This window comes from Streptomyces rimosus, from assembly GCF_008704655.1.
In the GTDB taxonomy this organism is placed as follows: Bacteria; Actinomycetota; Actinomycetes; order Streptomycetales; family Streptomycetaceae; genus Streptomyces; species Streptomyces rimosus.
The window spans coordinates 2,712,318-2,729,832 of record NZ_CP023688.1 but is presented as its reverse complement, the minus strand read 5'-3'; the positions used below and the strand labels follow the sequence as shown (position 1 = coordinate 2,729,832).

Genomic DNA, 17,515 nt, shown 5'->3' with positions numbered 1-17,515 from the left:
GGTGAACGAGTGAGGCGCCGCGGTGACGCGCTCGGCGTGCTCGCGGCTTGGGGAAGAGGCGGAGGCGGAAGAGAGGTGTGTCGCCACATTTCGCCGCATCGATCGCCCGCGCCGCGCGCCGTAACGGCGTAAGGATGGATGCGGAGCGCGGCACGGGCAGCATGCGGCACGGCGTGGGCCGGCCGTTCCGGAAGCCCGCGCCACGGCGGGCGAAGCCTCGGCCGGAGTGGGGCGAACCGTACGGACAGTGGCGGGTCTCGGAGATCAGGGTGTCAGGTCATCGGCAGGATCGGCGGGATGGGCAGGACCGGCAGCGTCGGCGGGAACCGCGGAAGTCACGTGCGGGCGATGAGATAGCGGAACACATTCGGCATCCAGACCGTGCCGTCCGGACGCTGGTGCGGATGCAGCGCCTCGCTCAGCTCCTTCTCCACCTGGGCCTGGTCGGTGACCTCCAGCGCCGCGTCGAACAGCCCCGTGGACAGCAGCCCGCGTACCGCGCTCGGCAGGTCGCCGTAGCCGAACGGGCAAGCCACCCGCCCCGAACCATCGGGCCGCAGCCCCACCCTGCCGGCCAGTTCCTCAAGGTCGTCCCGGCCGCTGGGCCGCCAGCCGCCCGCCGTGCGCAAGGGATCGGCCAGCCGCTGGGCCACCCGCAGCACGCTCGCCGTGGCGCACCTCTCCACCGGCCCCCAGCCGCCCAGCACCACGGGACTGCCGCGTTCCGTGAGCCCGGCCGCCGTCACCAGGGAAGCGGTCAGGCCCTCGATACTGCTGACGCAGCCCACCGGGTGAAAGGCCGTCACGATGTTGAACGCGCCGCCGCCGGGGTCCGCCGTCCGCTCCGGGCCGCCGCACGCCAGCACGGTGGCGCGCGTCGCGCTGGCCCGGGCCTCACGCGCGGGGTCGGGCGCCAGCCGTTCCCGCGCGAGATCCAGTCGTTGCTCGTCCAGGTCCACGCCGCAGACCTGCGCGCCGCGGGCGGCGGCGATCAGCAGCGCGAGCCCGGAACCACAGCCCAGGCCCAGCAGTTTGGTGTGCGGCCCGACATCCATCCGGTCGTAGACGGCCTCGTACAGCGGCACCAGCATCCGTTCCTGGATCTCGGCCCAGTCACGGGCGCGAGTGCAGGGGTCGGCCGGTGCGATGGAGCCGTACGAACCGGGAGAGCCGGACTGCCGGAGGTGATGCCGTACGAGCGTGGGTGTCATCGAAAGCGCCCCAATCCGCCGAGAACCCGAAGCTGTCAGTGATCGATCGCCCCCGTGCCCCGCCCCTGTGTTCGCGTCGTGCGCCCCCGCATTCCAGACAACTCCCCATCCGTGCCAGAGTCCAGGGGTGCGCCGGGGTTGTCTCCCGCGCGCCCCTCAGTGCGCCGGGGTGCTTTTCGGGACGGCGATGCAAACTGTCGCGCCCGTACCACGTGCGTCAGAGCGAAGGCACCCGAGCTCACATCTCAGGCGGACGGTATTTCCCGCGGACAACAGGCGTTTCGGGCCGTCGGCGTACTGCGGTGGCGGGCGTCCCGGCAGGGTCGTGAGCGGAGACGGCGGCGCGTACCCCGGGTCCGGTGCCCGCGGAGAGGCTCACCGGGGCGGCGGTCGGACCGGGTGCGCGCTCCGGCAGGACCCGCCCGCGGAGCGCACCCGCCGGGTGTACGACAGCCGTACCGTGTCTGCAAACAGACGGCGGGGCGGTGCCGGGCGCGAACGCGCCTCCCGATAGCATCGCGATCGTCGCGCACGCCGCCGAGTCCCACCGGGCTCCACCGGTGCCACGCCGCGACCCATGGGCCACGGATGCCCCGGCGCGTACACATCTCTTACGCGCCGGGGCGTACGCGCGGGTACGCCCCGGCTTGCCACCCGACGCGCGCCTTCTCCGCAGTTCTGCGCACACGCCGTCCTCGAAACCCATGACCAGAAACTGACCGGTACGTGCAAATTATTTGAGATGCCCCGTAATCGGAACACTGGATGGGCCCGGCTCGTTGTCACGACGTGAGCACGACACCGCCTGTTCTCGCCGCCGAGCTGGCGCTCGCGTGGGCCGACATTCAACGGCACCACCCCGAGCTGCCGGATCTGGCCGCGCCCGAGTCCTTGATCGGGGAGTCGTCGTCCGCCTGTGGCGCCGAGCTCTCCTTCGAACGGCTGCTGCATGAGGCAGTCCACGGCATCGCCGCCGCCCGCGGCGTCCGCGACACCTCACGCGCAGGCCGCTACCACAACCGTCGATTCCTCGCGATCGCCGAGGAGTTGGGCCTCGACCACGTGGACGAGCCGCACCCGAGCAGCGGCTTCTCGCTGGTCACGCTCAACCCCGAGGCCCGGAGGCGCTACCGTCCCACCATCGAGCGGCTCGCCAGAGCCCTCAAGGCGCACTCCGCCGCGACCACGGCCGACAGCGCCCGCAGCTTCCGGGGGCCGGCCGCGCGGCACGGCTCGTCCGGTGGCGGGGTCCGCGTCAAGGCTGTCTGTGATTGCGGCAGGAATGTCCGGGTCGTCCCGTCCGTGCTGGCGCAGGCGCCCATCGTCTGCGGCGGCTGCGGCAAGCCGTTCCGGATTCCCGAGGTGGCCGCGGTCGGCTGACCTGGAGTGGTGTGGCACAATGGCTAGCTGTACTCGACAGTCGCACAGGACCCCTCTCTCCTCCGGCTGGCGCGTCCATCGGGCACTCCGAGTACCGCAACCCCACGTGGCATCCCGTTGTGCCCAACCACGTCAAGACCAGGAGACACCACTCCCGTGGCAGTCAAGATCAAGCTGAAGCGTCTGGGCAAGATCCGCGCGCCTCACTACCGCATCATCATCGCCGACTCCCGTACCCGCCGTGACGGCCGGGCCATCGAGGAGATCGGTCTGTACCACCCGGTGCAGAACCCCTCGCGCATCGAGGTCGACTCCGAGCGTGTCCAGTACTGGCTGGGTGTCGGCGCGCAGCCGACCGAGCCCGTTCTGGCCATCCTCAAGGTCACCGGCGACTGGCAGAAGTTCAAGGGCCTGCCGGCCCCGGCGCCGATGAAGGTCGCGGAGCCGAAGGCTGACAAGAGCGCCCTGTTCGAGGCCCTGGCCAAGGACGCCGGCGACGAGCCGAAGGGTGAGGCGATCACCCCGAAGGCGAAGAAGGCTGACAAGAAGGCGGACGAGGCCGAGGCCGAGTCCACCTCCGAGTCGACCGAGTCCTGATCATGCTCGAGGAGGCCCTCGAGCACCTCGTAAAGGGCATCGTCGACAACCCCGACGACGTGCAGGTCGCCTCGCGCACCCTGCGCCGCGGGCGCGTGCTGGAGGTCCGGGTCCACCCCGACGACCTCGGCAAGGTGATCGGCCGCAACGGCCGCACCGCGCGTGCCCTGCGGACGGTCGTAGGCGCCATCGGCGGGCGTGGCATCCGGGTCGACCTCGTCGACGTGGACCAGGTCCGCTGAGCAGAACCGGGGCAGGCCCCGGATCAGGCAGTACCGGCACGGGCCGGGGAGGGCTACGGCTCACCCCGGCCCGTTGTCATAGGCATCTGCGACGATGCCTGTATGACCGAAATCACCGATCGATGAACCACGACGGCGAGCACCGCCACCGCACCAGCGGCGGCGGCCGCCGCGAAGAGGGGCCACTGTGCAGCTGGTAGTCGCGCGGATCGGCCGCGCCCACGGCATCAAGGGCGAGGTCACCGTCGAGGTGCGGACCGACGAGCCGGAACTGCGGCTCGCGCCCGGCGCCGTACTCGCCACGGACCCGCCCACCACCGGCCCGCTCACCATCGAGACCGGCCGGGTGCACAGCGGGCGCCTGCTGCTGCGCTTCGAGGGCGTCCACGACCGTACGGGCGCCGAGGCGCTGCGCAACACGCTGCTGATCGCGGAGGTCGACCCCGAAGAGGTCCCCGAGGACCCCGAAGAGTTCTACGACCACCAGCTCATCGACCTCGACGTGGTCACCACCGACGGCACACCCGTCGGGCGCATCGCCGAGATCTCCCACCTGCCCTATCAGGACCTGCTGATCGTCCGCCGCCCGGACGGCGGCGAGATCATGATCCCGTTCGTCTCGGAGATCGTGCCGGAGATCGACCTGGCGGAGCAGAAGGCGGTCGTCGACCCGCCGGTCGGCCTGCTCGACGACCGCCAGGCCGAGGTGGCCTCGGCCCGTGACGCGGGCGAGGACGTGTGATGCGGCTCGACATCATCACGATCTTCCCGGAGTACCTGGAACCGCTCAACGTCTCCCTGGTCGGCAAGGCACGCGCCCGCGGCCAGCTGGACGTGCGCATCCACGACCTGCGGGACTGGGCCCACGACAAGCACAACACCGTCGACGACACCCCGTACGGCGGCGGCCCCGGCATGGTCATGAAGCCCGAGCCGTGGGGCGAGGCGCTGGACTCGGTCATCGACTCCCAAGAGGGCGAGCCGGTCATCGTCGTCCCCACGCCGAGCGGCCGGCCCTTCACCCAGCAGCTCGCCGTCGAGCTCTCCGAGAAGCCCTGGCTGGTCTTCACCCCGGCGCGCTACGAGGGCATCGACCGCCGCGTCATCGAGGAGTACGGCGACCGCGTCGACGTCCGCGAGGTCTCCATCGGCGACTACGTCCTCGCGGGCGGCGAGGCCCCGGTGCTGGTCATGGTCGAGGCCATCGCCCGGCTGCTGCCCGGCGTGCTGGGCAATTCGGCCTCCCACCAGGACGACTCCTTCGCACCCGGCGCGATGGCGGACCTCCTGGAGGGGCCGGTTTACACGAAGCCGCCCGAGTGGCGCGGCCGCGGCATCCCCGAGGTGCTGCTCAGCGGCCACCACGGCAAGATCGCCCGCTGGCGCCGCGACGAGGCGTTCCGCCGTACCGACCGCAACCGCCCCGACCTCATCGAGCGCGCCGACCCGGCCGCCTTCGACAAGAAGGACCGCGAAACCCTCTCGATCCTGGGCTGGGCCGAGGGAACGGACGGTCGATTTGGGCGTACGCACGACGCCGTGGAAGAATAGGCCGCTGCTGTGTGCGTCCGGCGCGCGCCCCTGCCACAGGGGGAACGACGCCCGCCCGGCGGAACGGCAACCTCATCGTCATTTCCGGTTCCGTTGATGACCTGTGGCATCAACGAAGAAAGCAGTGGGTCATGAACCTCCTCGACTCCGTCGACTCCGCGTCGCTGCGCAGCGACATCCCGGCCTTCCGCCCGGGTGACACCGTCAACGTCCACGTGCGCGTCATCGAGGGCAACCGCTCCCGTGTGCAGCAGTTCAAGGGCGTTGTCATCCGCCGCCAGGGCGCCGGCGTGCGCGAGACCTTCACGGTCCGCAAGGTCAGCTTCTCCGTCGGCGTCGAGCGCACCTTCCCCGTGCACACCCCGATCGTCGAGAAGATCGAGCTGGTGACCCGCGGTGACGTGCGTCGCGCCAAGCTGTACTACCTCCGTGAGCTGCGCGGCAAGGCCGCGAAGATCAAGGAGAAGCGCGACAGCTGAACAGACGTCCGGCGTCCTGGACCGGCCGGATAGGCTCAGGGTCCGATGGACACCGACGCACAGCTTTCGGAGCGCGACCGCTCTCCGGCCCCCGCGCAGGGGCCGGAGCAGGGGTCGCGCTCCGCGTGTTTTTCCGCACGCCCCTCCTCCGAAAAGGAGGCCGAGGCAGAACGGCCCGCCTCTGAGGAGCAGCCGGCCCAGGACGCGGCTGCCCAGGAAGAGGCCGCGCGCCGCCGGGCGCCCCGCCTCCGGCGGCTCGCATCCCGGCCGGCGGCGGTCCTGGTGGCTCTGTGGCACCGGCCCGTCCTGTTGCTGGCGGTCTGCGTGACGTTCGTACTGCTGCTCAGCGCCTTCGTCGTACAGCCCTTCCTGATCCCCAGCTCGTCCATGGAGAACACTCTGCGGATCGGCGACCGGGTGCTGGTGAACAAGCTGGCGTACCGCTTCGGCGGCGAGCCGCGCCGGGGCGACGTGATCGTCTTCGACGGCACCGGTTCGTTCCTGCGGGACGAACCGTCGGAGAACCCGGTCACCGGGCTGATCAGAGGAGCGGGCGCGGCGCTGGGCCTGGCCGAGCCCCCGGCCACCGACTACATCAAGCGCGTCATCGGCGTCGGCGGGGACCGGGTGACCTGCTGCGACAAACGCGGGCGGATCAAGGTGAACGGCGAGCCGGTGGCCGAGGGCTATCTCTATCCGGGGGACGCGCCGTCCTCCGACGCGTTCGACATCGTGGTGCCGGAGGGGAAACTGTGGGTCATGGGAGACCATCGCGGCAGATCACGTGACTCACGGGACCACCTCGGCGAACCGGGCGGGGGCACCGTTCCGGTCGGCAAGGTGATCGGCCGCGCCGACTGGATCGCCTGGCCGGTGGGCCACTGGACGACCCTGCACCGCCCGCCTGCCTTCGACGGCATACCGGGCCCGGCAGGCAGCCATGGGTAACCGGGGGCGGCCCAAACGCGGGCAGCGAGGGGTTACGGAGGCGGATGCGGGCGCGGTGGGCGCCGAGGGGGCGTACGGGGAGGGTTCGTACGGGACGTACGAGGCTGGAGCGCACGGGAGGTACGACGAGTACGCCGACGGGCCGAACGGAAGGTACGACGGGTACGCGGACGGGCCGTACGGAACCGGGGGGCACGGGGCCGGGGCGTATGCAGGCGGAGGCGCAGGGGGTGACGCCGGCGGAGCGTACGGCCTCGGGACCGCGGAGAACGACGGTGACCCCGGCGTCGTCACACGTACGATCAAGCCCGCCAGAGGAGGGCGCGCCGAGCGGCGGCGCCAGGCGCGCCGCATCAAACGCCGCAGGCGTCGCTCCTACCTCAAGGAAATACCGATCCTCATCGGCGTGGCCCTGGCCATCGCGCTGGTGCTCAAGACCTTTCTCGTTCAGGCGTTCGTGATTCCCTCGGGCTCGATGGAGCAGACCATCCGGATCGGCGACCGGGTGCTGGTCGACAAGCTGACCCCCTGGTTCGGCTCCGAGCCCGAGCGCGGTGACGTGGTCGTCTTCAAGGACCCCGGGGGCTGGCTCAAGGGCGAGCAGGTCAAGCCCGCCGACGACCCCGTCGTGGTCAAGCAGATCAAGGAATTCCTGACCTTCATCGGACTGCTTCCGTCCGCCGACGAGCAGGATCTGATCAAGCGGGTGGTGGGCGTCGGGGGTGACACGGTCAAGTGCTGCGACAAGCAGGGGCGCGTCACGGTCAACGGCACGCCCCTGGACGAACCGTACATACATCCGGGCAATCCGCCCTCGCAGTTCACCTTCGAGGTCAAGGTTCCCGCCGGGCGGATCTTCGTGATGGGCGACCACCGCTCCAATTCGGCGGACTCGCGGTATCACCTGGACGAGCCGTACCGTGGGACGATCTCGGTCGACAGCGTGGTGGGCCGGGCGGTGGTCATCGCCTGGCCGGTGGGGCACTGGCGCCGCCTGGAGGAGCCGGAGACCTACGCGACCGTACGCGACGCGCCGGGTGCGAGGGCGACGTCGGGGCACGTGCCGCATAGGGTGTCCTCCGACAGTTTGTCCGTACTCCCGACCCCTGCGGAACTCCCGCTCGTTATGGGAGTGGTGGGCCTGCACCGACGATCGGGCGGGCGGTGGCGTGGAGTAAGGAGTGGATGTGGGGGACTTGGCGGTCGGCGCACGGTCCGGAACCGAAGAGCCCGAAGAGCCGGCAGGGAGCGGTGAGTCCTCACAGGCCGCCGCATCCGGCGGACCGGCGCGGTCGGCGGGACCCGGACAGCCGGCGGGCCCCGGGCAGCCGCCCGGTCCGGGAGTCTCGATGGACAAGGAACAGTCGGGGGACGAGGAGGAGAGCGGCAGCGTGAAGAAGGGCAAGAAGCCGCGTGCCTTCTGGAAAGAGCTGCCGATTCTCATCGGAATCGCGCTGGTCCTGGCGCTGGTCATCAAGACGTTCCTGGTGCAGGCGTTCTCCATCCCGTCGGACTCGATGCAGGACACCCTGCAGCGCGGTGACCGGGTCCTGGTGGACAAGCTCACCCCCTGGTTCGGTTCGGAGCCGGAGCGCGGCGAGGTCGTCGTCTTCCACGACCCGGGCGGCTGGCTGAACGAGGTGTCCACCCCCGAGCCCAACGCGCTGCAGCAGGTCCTCAGCTTCATCGGCCTGATGCCGTCGGCGGAGGAGAAGGACCTGATCAAGCGGGTCATCGCGGTCGGCGGCGACACGGTGGAGTGCCACGGCAACGGCCCGGTCAAGGTCAACGGCACGCCGCTGAAGGAGGACTCGTACCTCTTCCCCGGCAACACGCCCTGCGGCGACAAGAACATCGACAAGTTGACGGTGCCCAAGGGCAGCATCTGGGTCATGGGCGACCACCGCCAGGATTCCCTCGACTCGCGCTACCACACGAACCTCAAGGGCAACGGCACGGTCGAGACCAAGCAGGTCGTGGGCCGCGCCTTCACGATCGCCTGGCCGATCAACCGCTGGTCGTGGCTGTCGGTGCCGGACACGTTCGACCAGCCCGCGCTGAACAAGGCCATGGCGGCGACCCCGGCGGCGCTGGGATTCGTGGGCGCGGTGCCGATCGTGCTGTGGCGGCGGCGCAGGCGGGCCGCTCGGGCCGAGGCGCAGACGTCGGACTGAACGGGTGACCGGGCGCGTACGAGGTGCGCGGTCCGGTAGTCGGCTGAACTCGAACACCGGGTACGCATCCGCGCGTACCCGGTGTTTCGCTGTCTGGACGGCTCATGCTGCTGACTGGGGAACGTACCCCCGGGTAGGGTGCCGTCGCAGATCTTCGACGCGGGTCGGGCTCGCGGGGCGGGAGCTGGGATGAGCAGCAGAGGGCGGACGGGCGACGACCGCGGCCGTACGACGGGCAGTGTGCTGTCCGGAGTGGTCATGGCCGTCGGCTGTGTGCTGTTCCTGGGCGGCTTCGTATGGGGAGCGCTGACCTACCGCCCCTACACGGTGCCGACCGATTCGATGGCACCGACGATCGGGGTGGGGGACCGGGTTCTGGCCGAGCAGGTGGACGGCGCGGAGGTGCGGCGGGGCGACGTCGTGGTCTTCCGGGACTCCGTCTGGGGCGATCTGCCGATGGTCAAGCGGGTCGTCGGGGTCGGCGGTGACACGGTCGCCTGCTGCAGTAAGGATGGACGGCTGACGATCAACGGCAAGCCCGTCGAAGAACCGTATCTCCACGCCAAGGGCCCGGCCTCGCCGACCGGCTTCAGCTCGAAGGTCCCGGTGGGCCAGCTCTTCCTGCTCGGCGACCACCGCAACGACTCGCTGGACTCCCGTACACACCTCCAGGACGCCGATCACGGCACGGTTTCGCGCACCGCGGTGGATGCCCGGGTGGACGCCCGGGCGTGGCCGCTCGGCAGCATGGGCATGGTGGAACGCCCGACCGGGTTCGCGGCGATGCCCGGCGGGACATCGCAGCCCGGCCCGGTAAAGATCATCGTCGGCGCGGTCATCCTCGGCGCGGTCATGATCCTGGGCGGCGCGGCGTACGGGCCGGTGGCGCGACGCAGGAGGCGGAGGAGTGGCTGAGGTGACGGAAGAGGCGAGCGGGGTGTCGGAGCGGGGCGCAGGGGGCGAGAGTGTGCCAGATGGGGAAGTAGCCGCTGGTGGGGGTATTGCCTCGGCAGAGGTCCCTGCCGAGGGAGCTGGGGCGAACGGGGGATGCTCGGGCACGGGTCCCCTGCCGACGGAGGTACGGCAGGTCTCACGCGTGGTGTTGCTCGACCCGGACAACCGGGTCCTACTGCTGCACGGCTACGAGCCGGGCGATCCGTCCAGTACGTGGTGGTTCACTCCGGGGGGCGGCCTGGAGGGTACGGAGACCCGCGAGGAGGCGGCCCGCAGGGAGCTGGCCGAGGAGACCGGGATCACCGACGTGGAGCTGGGCCCGGTGCTGTGGAAACGGCACTGCTCGTTCCCTTTCGACGGGCGGCGCTGGGATCAGGACGAGTGGTACTACCTGGGCCGTACGCATTGGACTGCAACCGAGATGTCGGGGCAGACAGATCTTGAGCGGCGCAGCGTCTCGGGACTGAGGTGGTGGACTTCGGAAGAACTTTCCGCGTCGCATGAGACGGTGTATCCGACGACATTCGCCGAGCTGCTGCGCAGGCTGCTCGACGAGGGGCCCCCTGGCGCGCCGGTGCTGCTGGCTACCGAGAGCGTCTGACGCACAATGGGGGGACGCACGGCTGAAGGGGATCTGCGATGAGCGCCGAGGACCTCGAAAAGTACGAGACCGAGATGGAGCTGAAGCTCTACCGGGAGTACCGCGATGTCGTCGGGCTGTTCAAGTACGTGATCGAGACTGAGCGCCGCTTCTACCTCACGAATGACTACGAGATGCAGGTGCACTCCGTGCAGGGCGAGGTCTTCTTCGAGGTCTCGATGGCGGACGCCTGGGTCTGGGACATGTACCGACCGGCTCGCTTCGTGAAGCAGGTCCGGGTGTTGACGTTCAAGGACGTGAACATCGAAGAGCTGAACAAGAGCGATCTGGACCTTCCGGGTAGCTGAGACGGGGGCGGGGCCTGGCCGGCCGGGGCCTGGTCGCCTCCGCCGTGCTGCTGCCTCTACCCCCTGTCGTGGCCTCCCATCCCGAATGGCGTCTTCCGTCACCGGGGCGAGTGACGGAGTTTTCCACAACCGGCTGGTTGTCCACCAAGATCCAATAAGTCTGGGCTGAAGCGTCACAGTCGGTGCCGGAGGTGGTGCCGAGTGAACGCCACGAACAATCCCACCCATGACCCCGCGCACATCGCTGCGAACGGGGGAGAGCCCCAGGTAACCGCAGGCGGAGGCGGGCGCGGCAGCCCGGAGGAGGACCGGCCGGCCCCTGCCGCGTCACGGGTCCGGGGCGCCCGAACGATCATGAGCCGCGGGAGCGGCCCCCCGTGCGCTCAGAGGAGCCTCGTAGGCCCCCAAGCCCGGCGTCGGCCCCGACGCCTTGCCATCGAGGTCCCCGACCCCAGTGCTCCACGCGTCACCAGCGCGCGGCGGGCGCTCGGGCGGTACGGCGAAGACCTGGCCGCACGGCACCTCACCGCCGTCGGTATGCGCATCCTCGACCGGAACTGGCGCTGCCAGGAGGGCGAGGTCGACATCGTGGCCGCCGACGGTGACGCGCTGGTGCTCTGCGAGGTCAAGGCCCGCCGAGCGGGAGCGTACGAACACCCGATGGCCGCCGTACGCCCCGAGAAGGCCGCCCGTCTCCGCCGCCTGGCCGAACGCTGGCTGGAACAGCACGGCGGTCCGCCGCCCGGCGGAGTGCGCATCGATGTGATCGGCGTGGTCCTGCCCTCGCGCGGCGCCCCGCTCGTGGAGCACGTACGGGGGGTGACCTGAGATGGGATTCGCCCGGACGTGCTCGGTCGCGCTGGTCGGGGTCGAGGGTGTGGTCGTGGAGGTCCAGGCTGACCTGGAACCGGGGGTGGCGGCCTTCACCCTGGTCGGACTGCCCGACAAGAGCTTGATCGAATCGCGTGACAGGGTGCGGGCCGCCGTGGTCAACTCCGGCAGCGAGTGGCCGCAGAAGAAGCTCACGGTCGGGCTCAGCCCGGCATCGGTCCCCAAGAGCGGAAGCGGATTCGATCTCGCGGTGGCCTGTGCGGTCCTCGGCGCCGCGGAGCGTATCGACCCGCGCGAGCTGGCCGACCTCGTCATGATCGGCGAACTGGGGCTGGACGGCCGTGTCCGGCCGGTGCGGGGAGTGCTTCCGGCGGTCCTGGCCGCGGCCGACGCGGGCTATCGCCAGGTCGTCGTGCCGGAGAGGGCGGTGGCCGAAGCGTCGCTCGTCCCGGGAGTTGCGGTTCTCGGTGTCCGCAGCCTCCGACAGCTGATCGCCGTGCTCACCGACGAGCCGGTACCGGAAGAGGAGGACACAGATCCGGCGGCCGAGGGGCGCCCGGACCCGCTGCTGGCGGGGCTGGCCGTGCCCGGCAGCGGCATCGGCGCGGAGCGCATGCAGGGGGACCGGGTACCGGACCTCTCGGACGTCGCCGGACAGCACGGTGCTAGAAGAGCCCTGGAAGTGGCGGCAGCCGGACGCCACCACATCTTCTTCATGGGCCCACCGGGAGCCGGAAAGACCCTCTTGGCCGAACGGCTGCCCGGCCTTCTGCCTCGTCTCTCCCCGAAAGAGTCCCTGGAGGTGACGGCGGTGCATTCGGTGGCCGGTGCGTTGCCGCCGGGGCAACCATTGGTGGATCGCCCGCCGTACTGCGCGCCGCACCACAGCGCGACGATGGCCTCACTCGTGGGCGGCGGCAGCGGCCTGCCCCGTCCGGGAGCCGTGTCGCTGGCGCACAACGGCGTACTTTTCATCGACGAGGCCGCGGAATGTAACGCCCGCGTTCTGGACGCACTGCGACAGCCGCTCGAATGCGGATATGTCGTGGTCGCACGGGCCGCCGGGATGATGCGGATGCCGGCGAAGTTCCTGCTCGCCCTGGCAGCGAATCCCTGTCCTTGCGGACGCCACGGCACGCTCGGCGGCGGCTGCGAATGCCGTCCATCCACGATCCGGCGTTACCGGGCTCGCTTGTCGGGCCCGCTGATGGACCGCGTCGATCTTCGGGTGATGGTCGAGCCGGTGGCGCGTTCCGAATTGCTCGCGCCTACTCAGGGAGCCGAATCCACCGCCGAAGTGGCCGAACGCGTACGAACCGCCCGCGATCGCGCCACCGTCCGCTTCGCCGACACGCCGTGGAACACCAACAGCGAGGTTCCGGGGCACGAACTACGAACCCGCTGGCGAGTGGCCCCCGGCGCCACGGCCCAAGCAGAACGAGACCTGGAAACGGGCCTGCTGACGGCCCGCGGCATGGACCGCGTACTCCGCGTCGCCTGGACCTCCGCCGACTTGGCCGGCCGCGACTGCCCCACGGCAGAAGACATCAATTGGGCGCTGGAATTGCGCACGGGGATCAGGAGGGGGGTGGCGGTGGTGGCGGGGTGAGGTGCGCCTGAGCGAGTTGGGCGGAGCTGGCTGGGACTGCTTCGCGGAGCTTGGCCAGGGCGGAGGCGAAGGCGGAGAGGCCGGTGGACTGCGTCTGGAGTGGTCTGGCGCTGAGTTTGCCTCGCTCTGCCTCGCCCACGCGGTAGGAAGCGGTTCGGGGCTTGGCGGGGCGGGGGCGTGATTGACGGGAGGTTGTGCGCCTGCCTGCCAGCGGTCTGAGGAGGCTGGTGCTCTGCGACCGGGGGCTGGTGTGCGGCCGGGCTTCTGCTGACTTCCGGCGGTCCGCGTGCGGTGGGGCGGCGCCCTGCCCTGCGGGATGTGCGGCTGCGTCGGAAGCGCGGAGCGCGAGGCGCGCTGAGCTGGTTGGAGGGGGGACAGCCAGGGAGCGGGCTGGAGCGGAATGGAATGGGGCGGGTGGCGTGGGGTGGGTGGGCGGGGGGAGGGAGAAGGGGCAGTTCGAGGGCGTAGGAACTCGACTCACCTACATCGGCACGCGATCCAGGCCGCGCCTCCATGCCAGGCCAGCCCCGGTCCGGGCCGAGCAAGGGTGGCAGCGCCCATGCTCCACGCCGTAGCGCCAGTCAGAAAGGTGCCAGCGGGCTGGCGACGGGCGCCAGGTCGGCAGCGCGCGACTCAATTACCACTTTCGGCTACACAGCGCTGCCCCGAGTGGCGTGGGAGCGCGAACGGAGAGGAGCAGGGACATGCGGGGGAACGAGGGCTTCTGGGCGACGAGCAAGGGAGTGGAAGCACATGCGTGAAGTGGGAGAGGAGGAGAGGAAGGCGCGCGCGGCGTTGACGCGCATCGTCGAGCCTGGAGACGAGACGGTGGGGCGTTGGTTACGACGGACGACGCCTGTACAGCTCGTACAGTCCCTGGTCGGCGAGCGGGAGATGCCGACGGGGGTGTCGGAGGAGAAGTTCGAGGGGCTACGCCTGCGGGCGACCCGGCTGGACGTGGTGAACAAGCCGGCCGAGGATCTCGCAGCCGTCGCCGCGCTCGGCGGCCGGTTCGTGTGTCCCGGGGACGATGAGTGGCCGCAGCAATTGGAAGACTTGGAGGACGGCAGACCGATCGGCCTGTGGGTACGCGGAAGGGCGAACCTACGGTTGTGGGCGCTGCGATCCGTGGCGGTCGTCGGCTCCAGGGCCTGCACCGAGTACGGCGCGCATATGGCGGCCACGCTGGGCGCGAGCCTGGCCGACCGGGGTTGGACCGTGGTGTCCGGAGCCGCGTACGGAGTGGACGGAGCAGCCCACAGAGGCGCCCTGGCCGCGGAAGGCGCCACAGTCGCGGTACTCGCCTCCGGCGTCGACCATGCCTACCCACGGGGACACACCGAGTTGATCGGGCGGGTGGCGGAACAGGGGTTGGTGATCGCGGAGTTGCCGCCGGGTGACCACCCCACCCGGAGCCGATTCATCCTGCGGAACCGACTTATCGCGGCCCTCACCAGGGGAACGGTTGTCGTGGAGGCCGAACTGCGCAGCGGATCGCTGGTCACCGCGCGGCGGGCGGCGGGGCTGGGCCGGTTCACCATGGGGGTGCCAGGACCGGTCACCAGCGGGCTGTCGGCCGGTGTTCACCAATTGCTGCGGGGCGAAGCCGTCGTGGTCACCAACGCTGCCGAGATCATCGAGCTGGTCGGCAGCATCGGCGATCTCGCCCCCGTCCAGCGCGGCCCTGTGCTCGCCCGCGATCTGCTGGACCCGGTGGCGAGTCGGGTGCTCGAAGCGGTCCCCGCGCGGGGCGGTGCGGACTTGCGACGACTGGCGCGGGATTCGGGAATGGCAGAGGAAGTGACGCAAGGCAAGCTCTTCGAGTTGCAGTCGCTGGGGTTCGTTCAAAGGGGTGGAGCTGTCTGGGAGTTGGCGCGGATGTCCACAGCCGCTTCGACTGGCCGGCAAGGGGGCCCTTGACCTGGGCGAACGAGTGAAAGGGGGGAGAGGAGCGACCGCAGAATCCGGGTGTGTCGTGCTTCCGTTCGTGGCGCTCCTTGACGGGCTGCGTCATCGCTGGACGGTGGCGGAGCCCGTCGGCCGCCGACACGCCGGACGGGTGGCGAGGTCGCGTACGGGGGAGCGTGCGCCGGGCGCTCGTAACGCTGCTGCCACCCCCTTGGGAGTGGAATCGGTGCCGCCTCCTGTAACCCAGGGGTGCGGGCAGCGGAACGTATCTGCGCACTCCCGAACGACCCTTCATCGCGCATCGCAACACTGCAGTCACGCTACGCTCACGAGTAATCCCACCCTCACGCACGTGTTCCCCAGTGTTTCGGCAGAACGGCTCAAGGCGACGAATGCCCCAGCACACCTCCGGGTCCGACCGCGCGGCCGCGCCCCCCGCCGCGCGCGGTAGCGTGCGCCCCGCCGCGCCCACCTCACTGGAGGAGCTGTGGCGCGCTTATAAGACCTCGGGCGACGGGCGGCTGCGCGAGCAGCTGATCCTGCACTACTCACCCCTGGTGAAGTACGTCGCCGGCCGGGTCAGTGTCGGCCTGCCGCCCAACGTCGAGCAGGCCGACTTCGTGTCCTCCGGGGTCTTCGGGCTCATCGACGCCATCGAGAAGTTCGAACCCGAGCGTTCGATCAAGTTCGAGACGTACGCCATCACCCGCATCCGGGGCGCGATGATCGACGAACTGCGGGCGCTGGACTGGATTCCGCGGTCCGTACGGCAGAAGGCCAGGGCGGTCGAGCGCGCGTACGCCACCCTGGAGGCCAAACTCCGGCGTACTCCGTCCGAAGCCGAGGTGGCGTCGGAGATGGGTATCGCGCTGGAGGAACTCCACGGGGTGTTCAGCCAGTTGTCGCTGGCCAATGTCGTCGCCCTTGAGGAGCTGCTGCATGCCGGCGGCGAGGGGGGCGATCGGCTGAGCCTGATGGACACGCTGGAGGACACGGCTGCCGACAATCCGGTCGAGGTGGCCGAGGATCGCGAGCTGCGGCGGCTGCTGGCCCGTGCCATCAACACGCTTCCCGAACGGGAGAAGACCGTCGTCACGCTCTATTACTACGAGGGCCTCACGCTCGCCGAAATCGGCAACGTCCTGGGCGTCACGGAGAGCCGGGTCAGTCAGATCCACACCAAATCCGTCTTGCAGTTGCGTGCGAAGCTGGCTGATGTGGGGCGCTGAGCTGGGGGCGTGAGGTTCGGCGGTGGTGTTTTTGCGGCTGTGGTGTTGCGGGCGGGCACGTTCAATCGAGAGATGGTGGGGGCGGCTGGTGTGGTCCGCGACCGTATTGGTCTGGCCGGGGTGTGAGACGGGTTGCGACTGGGCTGACCGTCCGCACCTGGTTACCGGTTTGCAGCCGGCCGCACTTTTGCCCGGCCGCTCGGTTGGCCTTTCATTCGCCCCTTCTCTGTCCCTCTCCCCCCGCCCACCCGCCGCCACCTCTACCAGCACTCGCTGAGGTCTTCTGCTTCCGTACGCAGCGTCTGACCTCGTCCACCGCATGCGAGCACCGTCGCGCTCGCGTCCGCAGGCCGGGCTGTGACCCACGAGCGCTCCCGACACCCCGCGGGTGAGCCCGTCGACCTGCCCGGCTCCAGCACGCGACGCGGTTCGTCCGGTCACCGCACCTCGCCCCACCCGGCGACCACACCCGGCTCTCGCGATCAGCCCCGTGCACTGCCCATCGCACTCGGCAGCGCGCCACGCGCTCCCACCGGATGGCCGGCTCTCGGCGCACGCCGAGACGGGCTCGGCCTCGGTGCCGGCGTCCATTCCGCAAGGGCAGCCCCGCCCCATTGCGCCAGCCACCAGCCCACGGCCCCACTCACCGCTCCCACCATGCGCAGGCCCACACGCCTGGAGCAGCGCATCCACCGTCCGGCCTCTCGCCGTGGGCTCCTGTCGAAACGGTGAAGCCCCCTCATCGCCGCGTTCGCCTCACCTCCGTGTGCGTTGTTCAGCCCAGGTTCTGGGCGCGTCGGCATGGACACATCGTGATGCGGAGTGCCGTGCCAGGCGTGCCATCCGTACAGTGGTGACGTGCCCAGGATTCGAGCGGCCTCAGTGGCCGAGCACAGGACGATGCAGCGTGGCGCCCTTCTGGACGCTGCCCGCACCCTGCTGTCCGAAGGCGGGACCGAGGCGTTGACCTTCCCCGCCCTCGCCGAGCGCACGGGACTCGCGCGCTCCTCCGTCTACGAGTACTTCCGGTCCCGCGCGGCTGTCGTCGAGGAGCTGTGTGCTGTCGACTTCCCCGTGTGGGCGGCTGAGGTCGAGGCGGCGATGGACCGGGTCGAGACGCCTGAGGACAAGATCGAGGCTTACGTACGCCAACAGCTCGCGTTGGTCGGTGACCGCCGGCACCGGGCCGTGGTCGCGATCTCGGCAGGTGAGCTGGACGCCGGTGCGCGGGAGAAGATCCGGGCAGCGCACGGCGGACTCATCGCGATGATCGTGGAGGCCTTGGCCGGCCTCGGTCACGAGCAGCCGCGTCTCGCCGCCATGCTGCTTCAGGGGGTCGTCGACGCCGCGGTTCGCCGTATCGAGCTCGGTGCCGCGGAAGATCCGACTCAGATCACGGAGGCTGCGGTCGCCATGGTCCTGGGGGGCGTACGAGGCTGATCGGCGCAGCAAGC

Annotated in this window: 18 protein-coding genes; 17 read left to right on the top strand and 1 reads right to left on the bottom strand. The window is 70.1% G+C overall.

The features are described from left to right. Positions 1-335 precede the first annotated feature (335 nt). Positions 336-1,211: a methyltransferase domain-containing protein gene (locus CP984_RS11010; RefSeq protein ID WP_003980232.1), complete on the bottom strand. Its 876-nt coding sequence runs from the start codon at positions 1,209-1,211 to the stop codon at positions 336-338. Between the two features lie 789 nt (positions 1,212-2,000). On the opposite strand from CP984_RS11010, the gene CP984_RS11000 reads away from it, so the two are divergent. The 17 genes from CP984_RS11000 (at position 2,001) to CP984_RS10915 (ending at position 17,501) form a co-directional block, all read left to right on the top strand. Then, the gene (locus tag CP984_RS11000) at positions 2,001-2,591 is read left to right on the top strand and encodes a hypothetical protein (protein WP_003980231.1); all 591 of its coding nucleotides are present in this window, start codon (positions 2,001-2,003) and stop codon (positions 2,589-2,591) included. Positions 2,592-2,747: 156 nt separating this feature from the next. Continuing rightward, positions 2,748-3,188: a 30S ribosomal protein S16 gene (rpsP, locus tag CP984_RS10995; protein ID WP_003980230.1), complete on the top strand. Its 441-nt coding sequence runs from the start codon at positions 2,748-2,750 to the stop codon at positions 3,186-3,188. A 2-nt stretch (positions 3,189-3,190) separates the two neighbouring features. Then, positions 3,191-3,430, top strand: coding sequence for an RNA-binding protein (locus CP984_RS10990; protein ID WP_003980229.1), 240 nt, complete (start codon positions 3,191-3,193; stop codon positions 3,428-3,430). Positions 3,431-3,617: 187 nt separating this feature from the next. Continuing rightward, positions 3,618-4,172 carry a ribosome maturation factor RimM gene (gene rimM / locus CP984_RS10985; protein WP_003980228.1) on the top strand — a complete coding sequence of 185 codons (555 nt, stop codon included), beginning with the start codon at positions 3,618-3,620 and terminating at the stop codon, positions 4,170-4,172. Further along, entirely contained in the window at positions 4,172-4,981 is an 810-nt protein-coding gene (gene trmD, locus CP984_RS10980; RefSeq protein ID WP_003980227.1) for a tRNA (guanosine(37)-N1)-methyltransferase TrmD, read from the top strand. The genes rimM and trmD overlap by 1 nt, the downstream gene beginning before the upstream one ends. 131 nt (positions 4,982-5,112) lie before the next feature. Further along, on the top strand, positions 5,113-5,460 hold the full coding sequence (gene rplS, locus CP984_RS10975; protein ID WP_003980226.1) for a 50S ribosomal protein L19: 348 nt from the start codon (positions 5,113-5,115) through the stop codon (positions 5,458-5,460). 45 nt (positions 5,461-5,505) lie between these two features. After that, on the top strand, positions 5,506-6,408 hold the full coding sequence (lepB, locus tag CP984_RS10965) for a signal peptidase I (RefSeq protein WP_003980225.1): 903 nt from the start codon (positions 5,506-5,508) through the stop codon (positions 6,406-6,408). A gap of 55 nt (positions 6,409-6,463) precedes the next feature. Further along, the gene (gene lepB / locus CP984_RS10960; RefSeq protein ID WP_003980224.1) at positions 6,464-7,663 is read left to right on the top strand and encodes a signal peptidase I; all 1,200 of its coding nucleotides are present in this window, start codon (positions 6,464-6,466) and stop codon (positions 7,661-7,663) included. Further along, positions 7,605-8,582: a signal peptidase I gene (gene lepB / locus CP984_RS10955; protein ID WP_030656872.1), complete on the top strand. Its 978-nt coding sequence runs from the start codon at positions 7,605-7,607 to the stop codon at positions 8,580-8,582. Before lepB (CP984_RS10960) ends, lepB (CP984_RS10955) begins: the two co-directional genes overlap by 59 nt. A 189-nt stretch (positions 8,583-8,771) precedes the next feature. Further along, positions 8,772-9,497: a signal peptidase I gene (lepB, locus tag CP984_RS10950; RefSeq protein WP_030185452.1), complete on the top strand. Its 726-nt coding sequence runs from the start codon at positions 8,772-8,774 to the stop codon at positions 9,495-9,497. A 151-nt stretch (positions 9,498-9,648) separates the two neighbouring features. Continuing rightward, entirely contained in the window at positions 9,649-10,137 is a 489-nt protein-coding gene (locus CP984_RS10945; protein ID WP_030185454.1) for an NUDIX hydrolase, read from the top strand. A 38-nt stretch (positions 10,138-10,175) separates the two neighbouring features. Continuing rightward, entirely contained in the window at positions 10,176-10,484 is a 309-nt protein-coding gene (locus tag CP984_RS10940) for a DUF2469 domain-containing protein (protein WP_003980220.1), read from the top strand. A gap of 435 nt (positions 10,485-10,919) precedes the next feature. Beyond that, positions 10,920-11,312 carry a YraN family protein gene (locus tag CP984_RS10935; protein ID WP_043979297.1) on the top strand — a complete coding sequence of 131 codons (393 nt, stop codon included), beginning with the start codon at positions 10,920-10,922 and terminating at the stop codon, positions 11,310-11,312. 1 nt (position 11,313) lies between these two features. Beyond that, entirely contained in the window at positions 11,314-12,924 is a 1,611-nt protein-coding gene (locus CP984_RS10930; protein ID WP_003980218.1) for a YifB family Mg chelatase-like AAA ATPase, read from the top strand. A gap of 753 nt (positions 12,925-13,677) precedes the next feature. Continuing rightward, positions 13,678-14,844 (top strand): DNA-processing protein DprA, encoded by a 1,167-nt coding sequence (dprA, locus tag CP984_RS10925; RefSeq protein ID WP_003980217.1) that lies wholly within the window; start codon positions 13,678-13,680, stop codon positions 14,842-14,844. Positions 14,845-15,224: 380 nt separating this feature from the next. Continuing rightward, entirely contained in the window at positions 15,225-16,061 is an 837-nt protein-coding gene (gene whiG / locus CP984_RS10920; RefSeq protein WP_030182336.1) for an RNA polymerase sigma factor WhiG, read from the top strand. 900 nt (positions 16,062-16,961) lie between these two features. Beyond that, positions 16,962-17,501 (top strand): TetR/AcrR family transcriptional regulator, encoded by a 540-nt coding sequence (locus tag CP984_RS10915; RefSeq protein ID WP_003980216.1) that lies wholly within the window; start codon positions 16,962-16,964, stop codon positions 17,499-17,501. The last annotated feature ends 14 nt before the right edge of the window (positions 17,502-17,515 follow it).

Excerpts from the sequence above, each read along its gene's own strand:
- lepB (WP_030185452.1), top strand. The coding sequence starts at position 8,772 with ATGAGCAGCAGAGGGCGGACGGGCGACGACCGCGGCCGTACGACGGGC.
- CP984_RS11010 (WP_003980232.1), bottom strand. The coding sequence starts at position 1,211 with ATGACACCCACGCTCGTACGGCATCACCTCCGGCAGTCCGGCTCTCCC.
- whiG (WP_030182336.1), top strand. The coding sequence starts at position 15,225 with ATGCCCCAGCACACCTCCGGGTCCGACCGCGCGGCCGCGCCCCCCGCC.
- dprA (WP_003980217.1), top strand. The coding sequence starts at position 13,678 with ATGCGTGAAGTGGGAGAGGAGGAGAGGAAGGCGCGCGCGGCGTTGACG.
- CP984_RS10940 (WP_003980220.1), top strand. The coding sequence starts at position 10,176 with ATGAGCGCCGAGGACCTCGAAAAGTACGAGACCGAGATGGAGCTGAAG.
- trmD (WP_003980227.1), top strand. The coding sequence starts at position 4,172 with ATGCGGCTCGACATCATCACGATCTTCCCGGAGTACCTGGAACCGCTC.
- CP984_RS10990 (WP_003980229.1), top strand. The coding sequence starts at position 3,191 with ATGCTCGAGGAGGCCCTCGAGCACCTCGTAAAGGGCATCGTCGACAAC.
- rplS (WP_003980226.1), top strand. The coding sequence starts at position 5,113 with ATGAACCTCCTCGACTCCGTCGACTCCGCGTCGCTGCGCAGCGACATC.
- CP984_RS10930 (WP_003980218.1), top strand. The coding sequence starts at position 11,314 with ATGGGATTCGCCCGGACGTGCTCGGTCGCGCTGGTCGGGGTCGAGGGT.
- CP984_RS10915 (WP_003980216.1), top strand. The coding sequence starts at position 16,962 with ATGCAGCGTGGCGCCCTTCTGGACGCTGCCCGCACCCTGCTGTCCGAA.
- lepB (WP_003980225.1), top strand. The coding sequence starts at position 5,506 with ATGGACACCGACGCACAGCTTTCGGAGCGCGACCGCTCTCCGGCCCCC.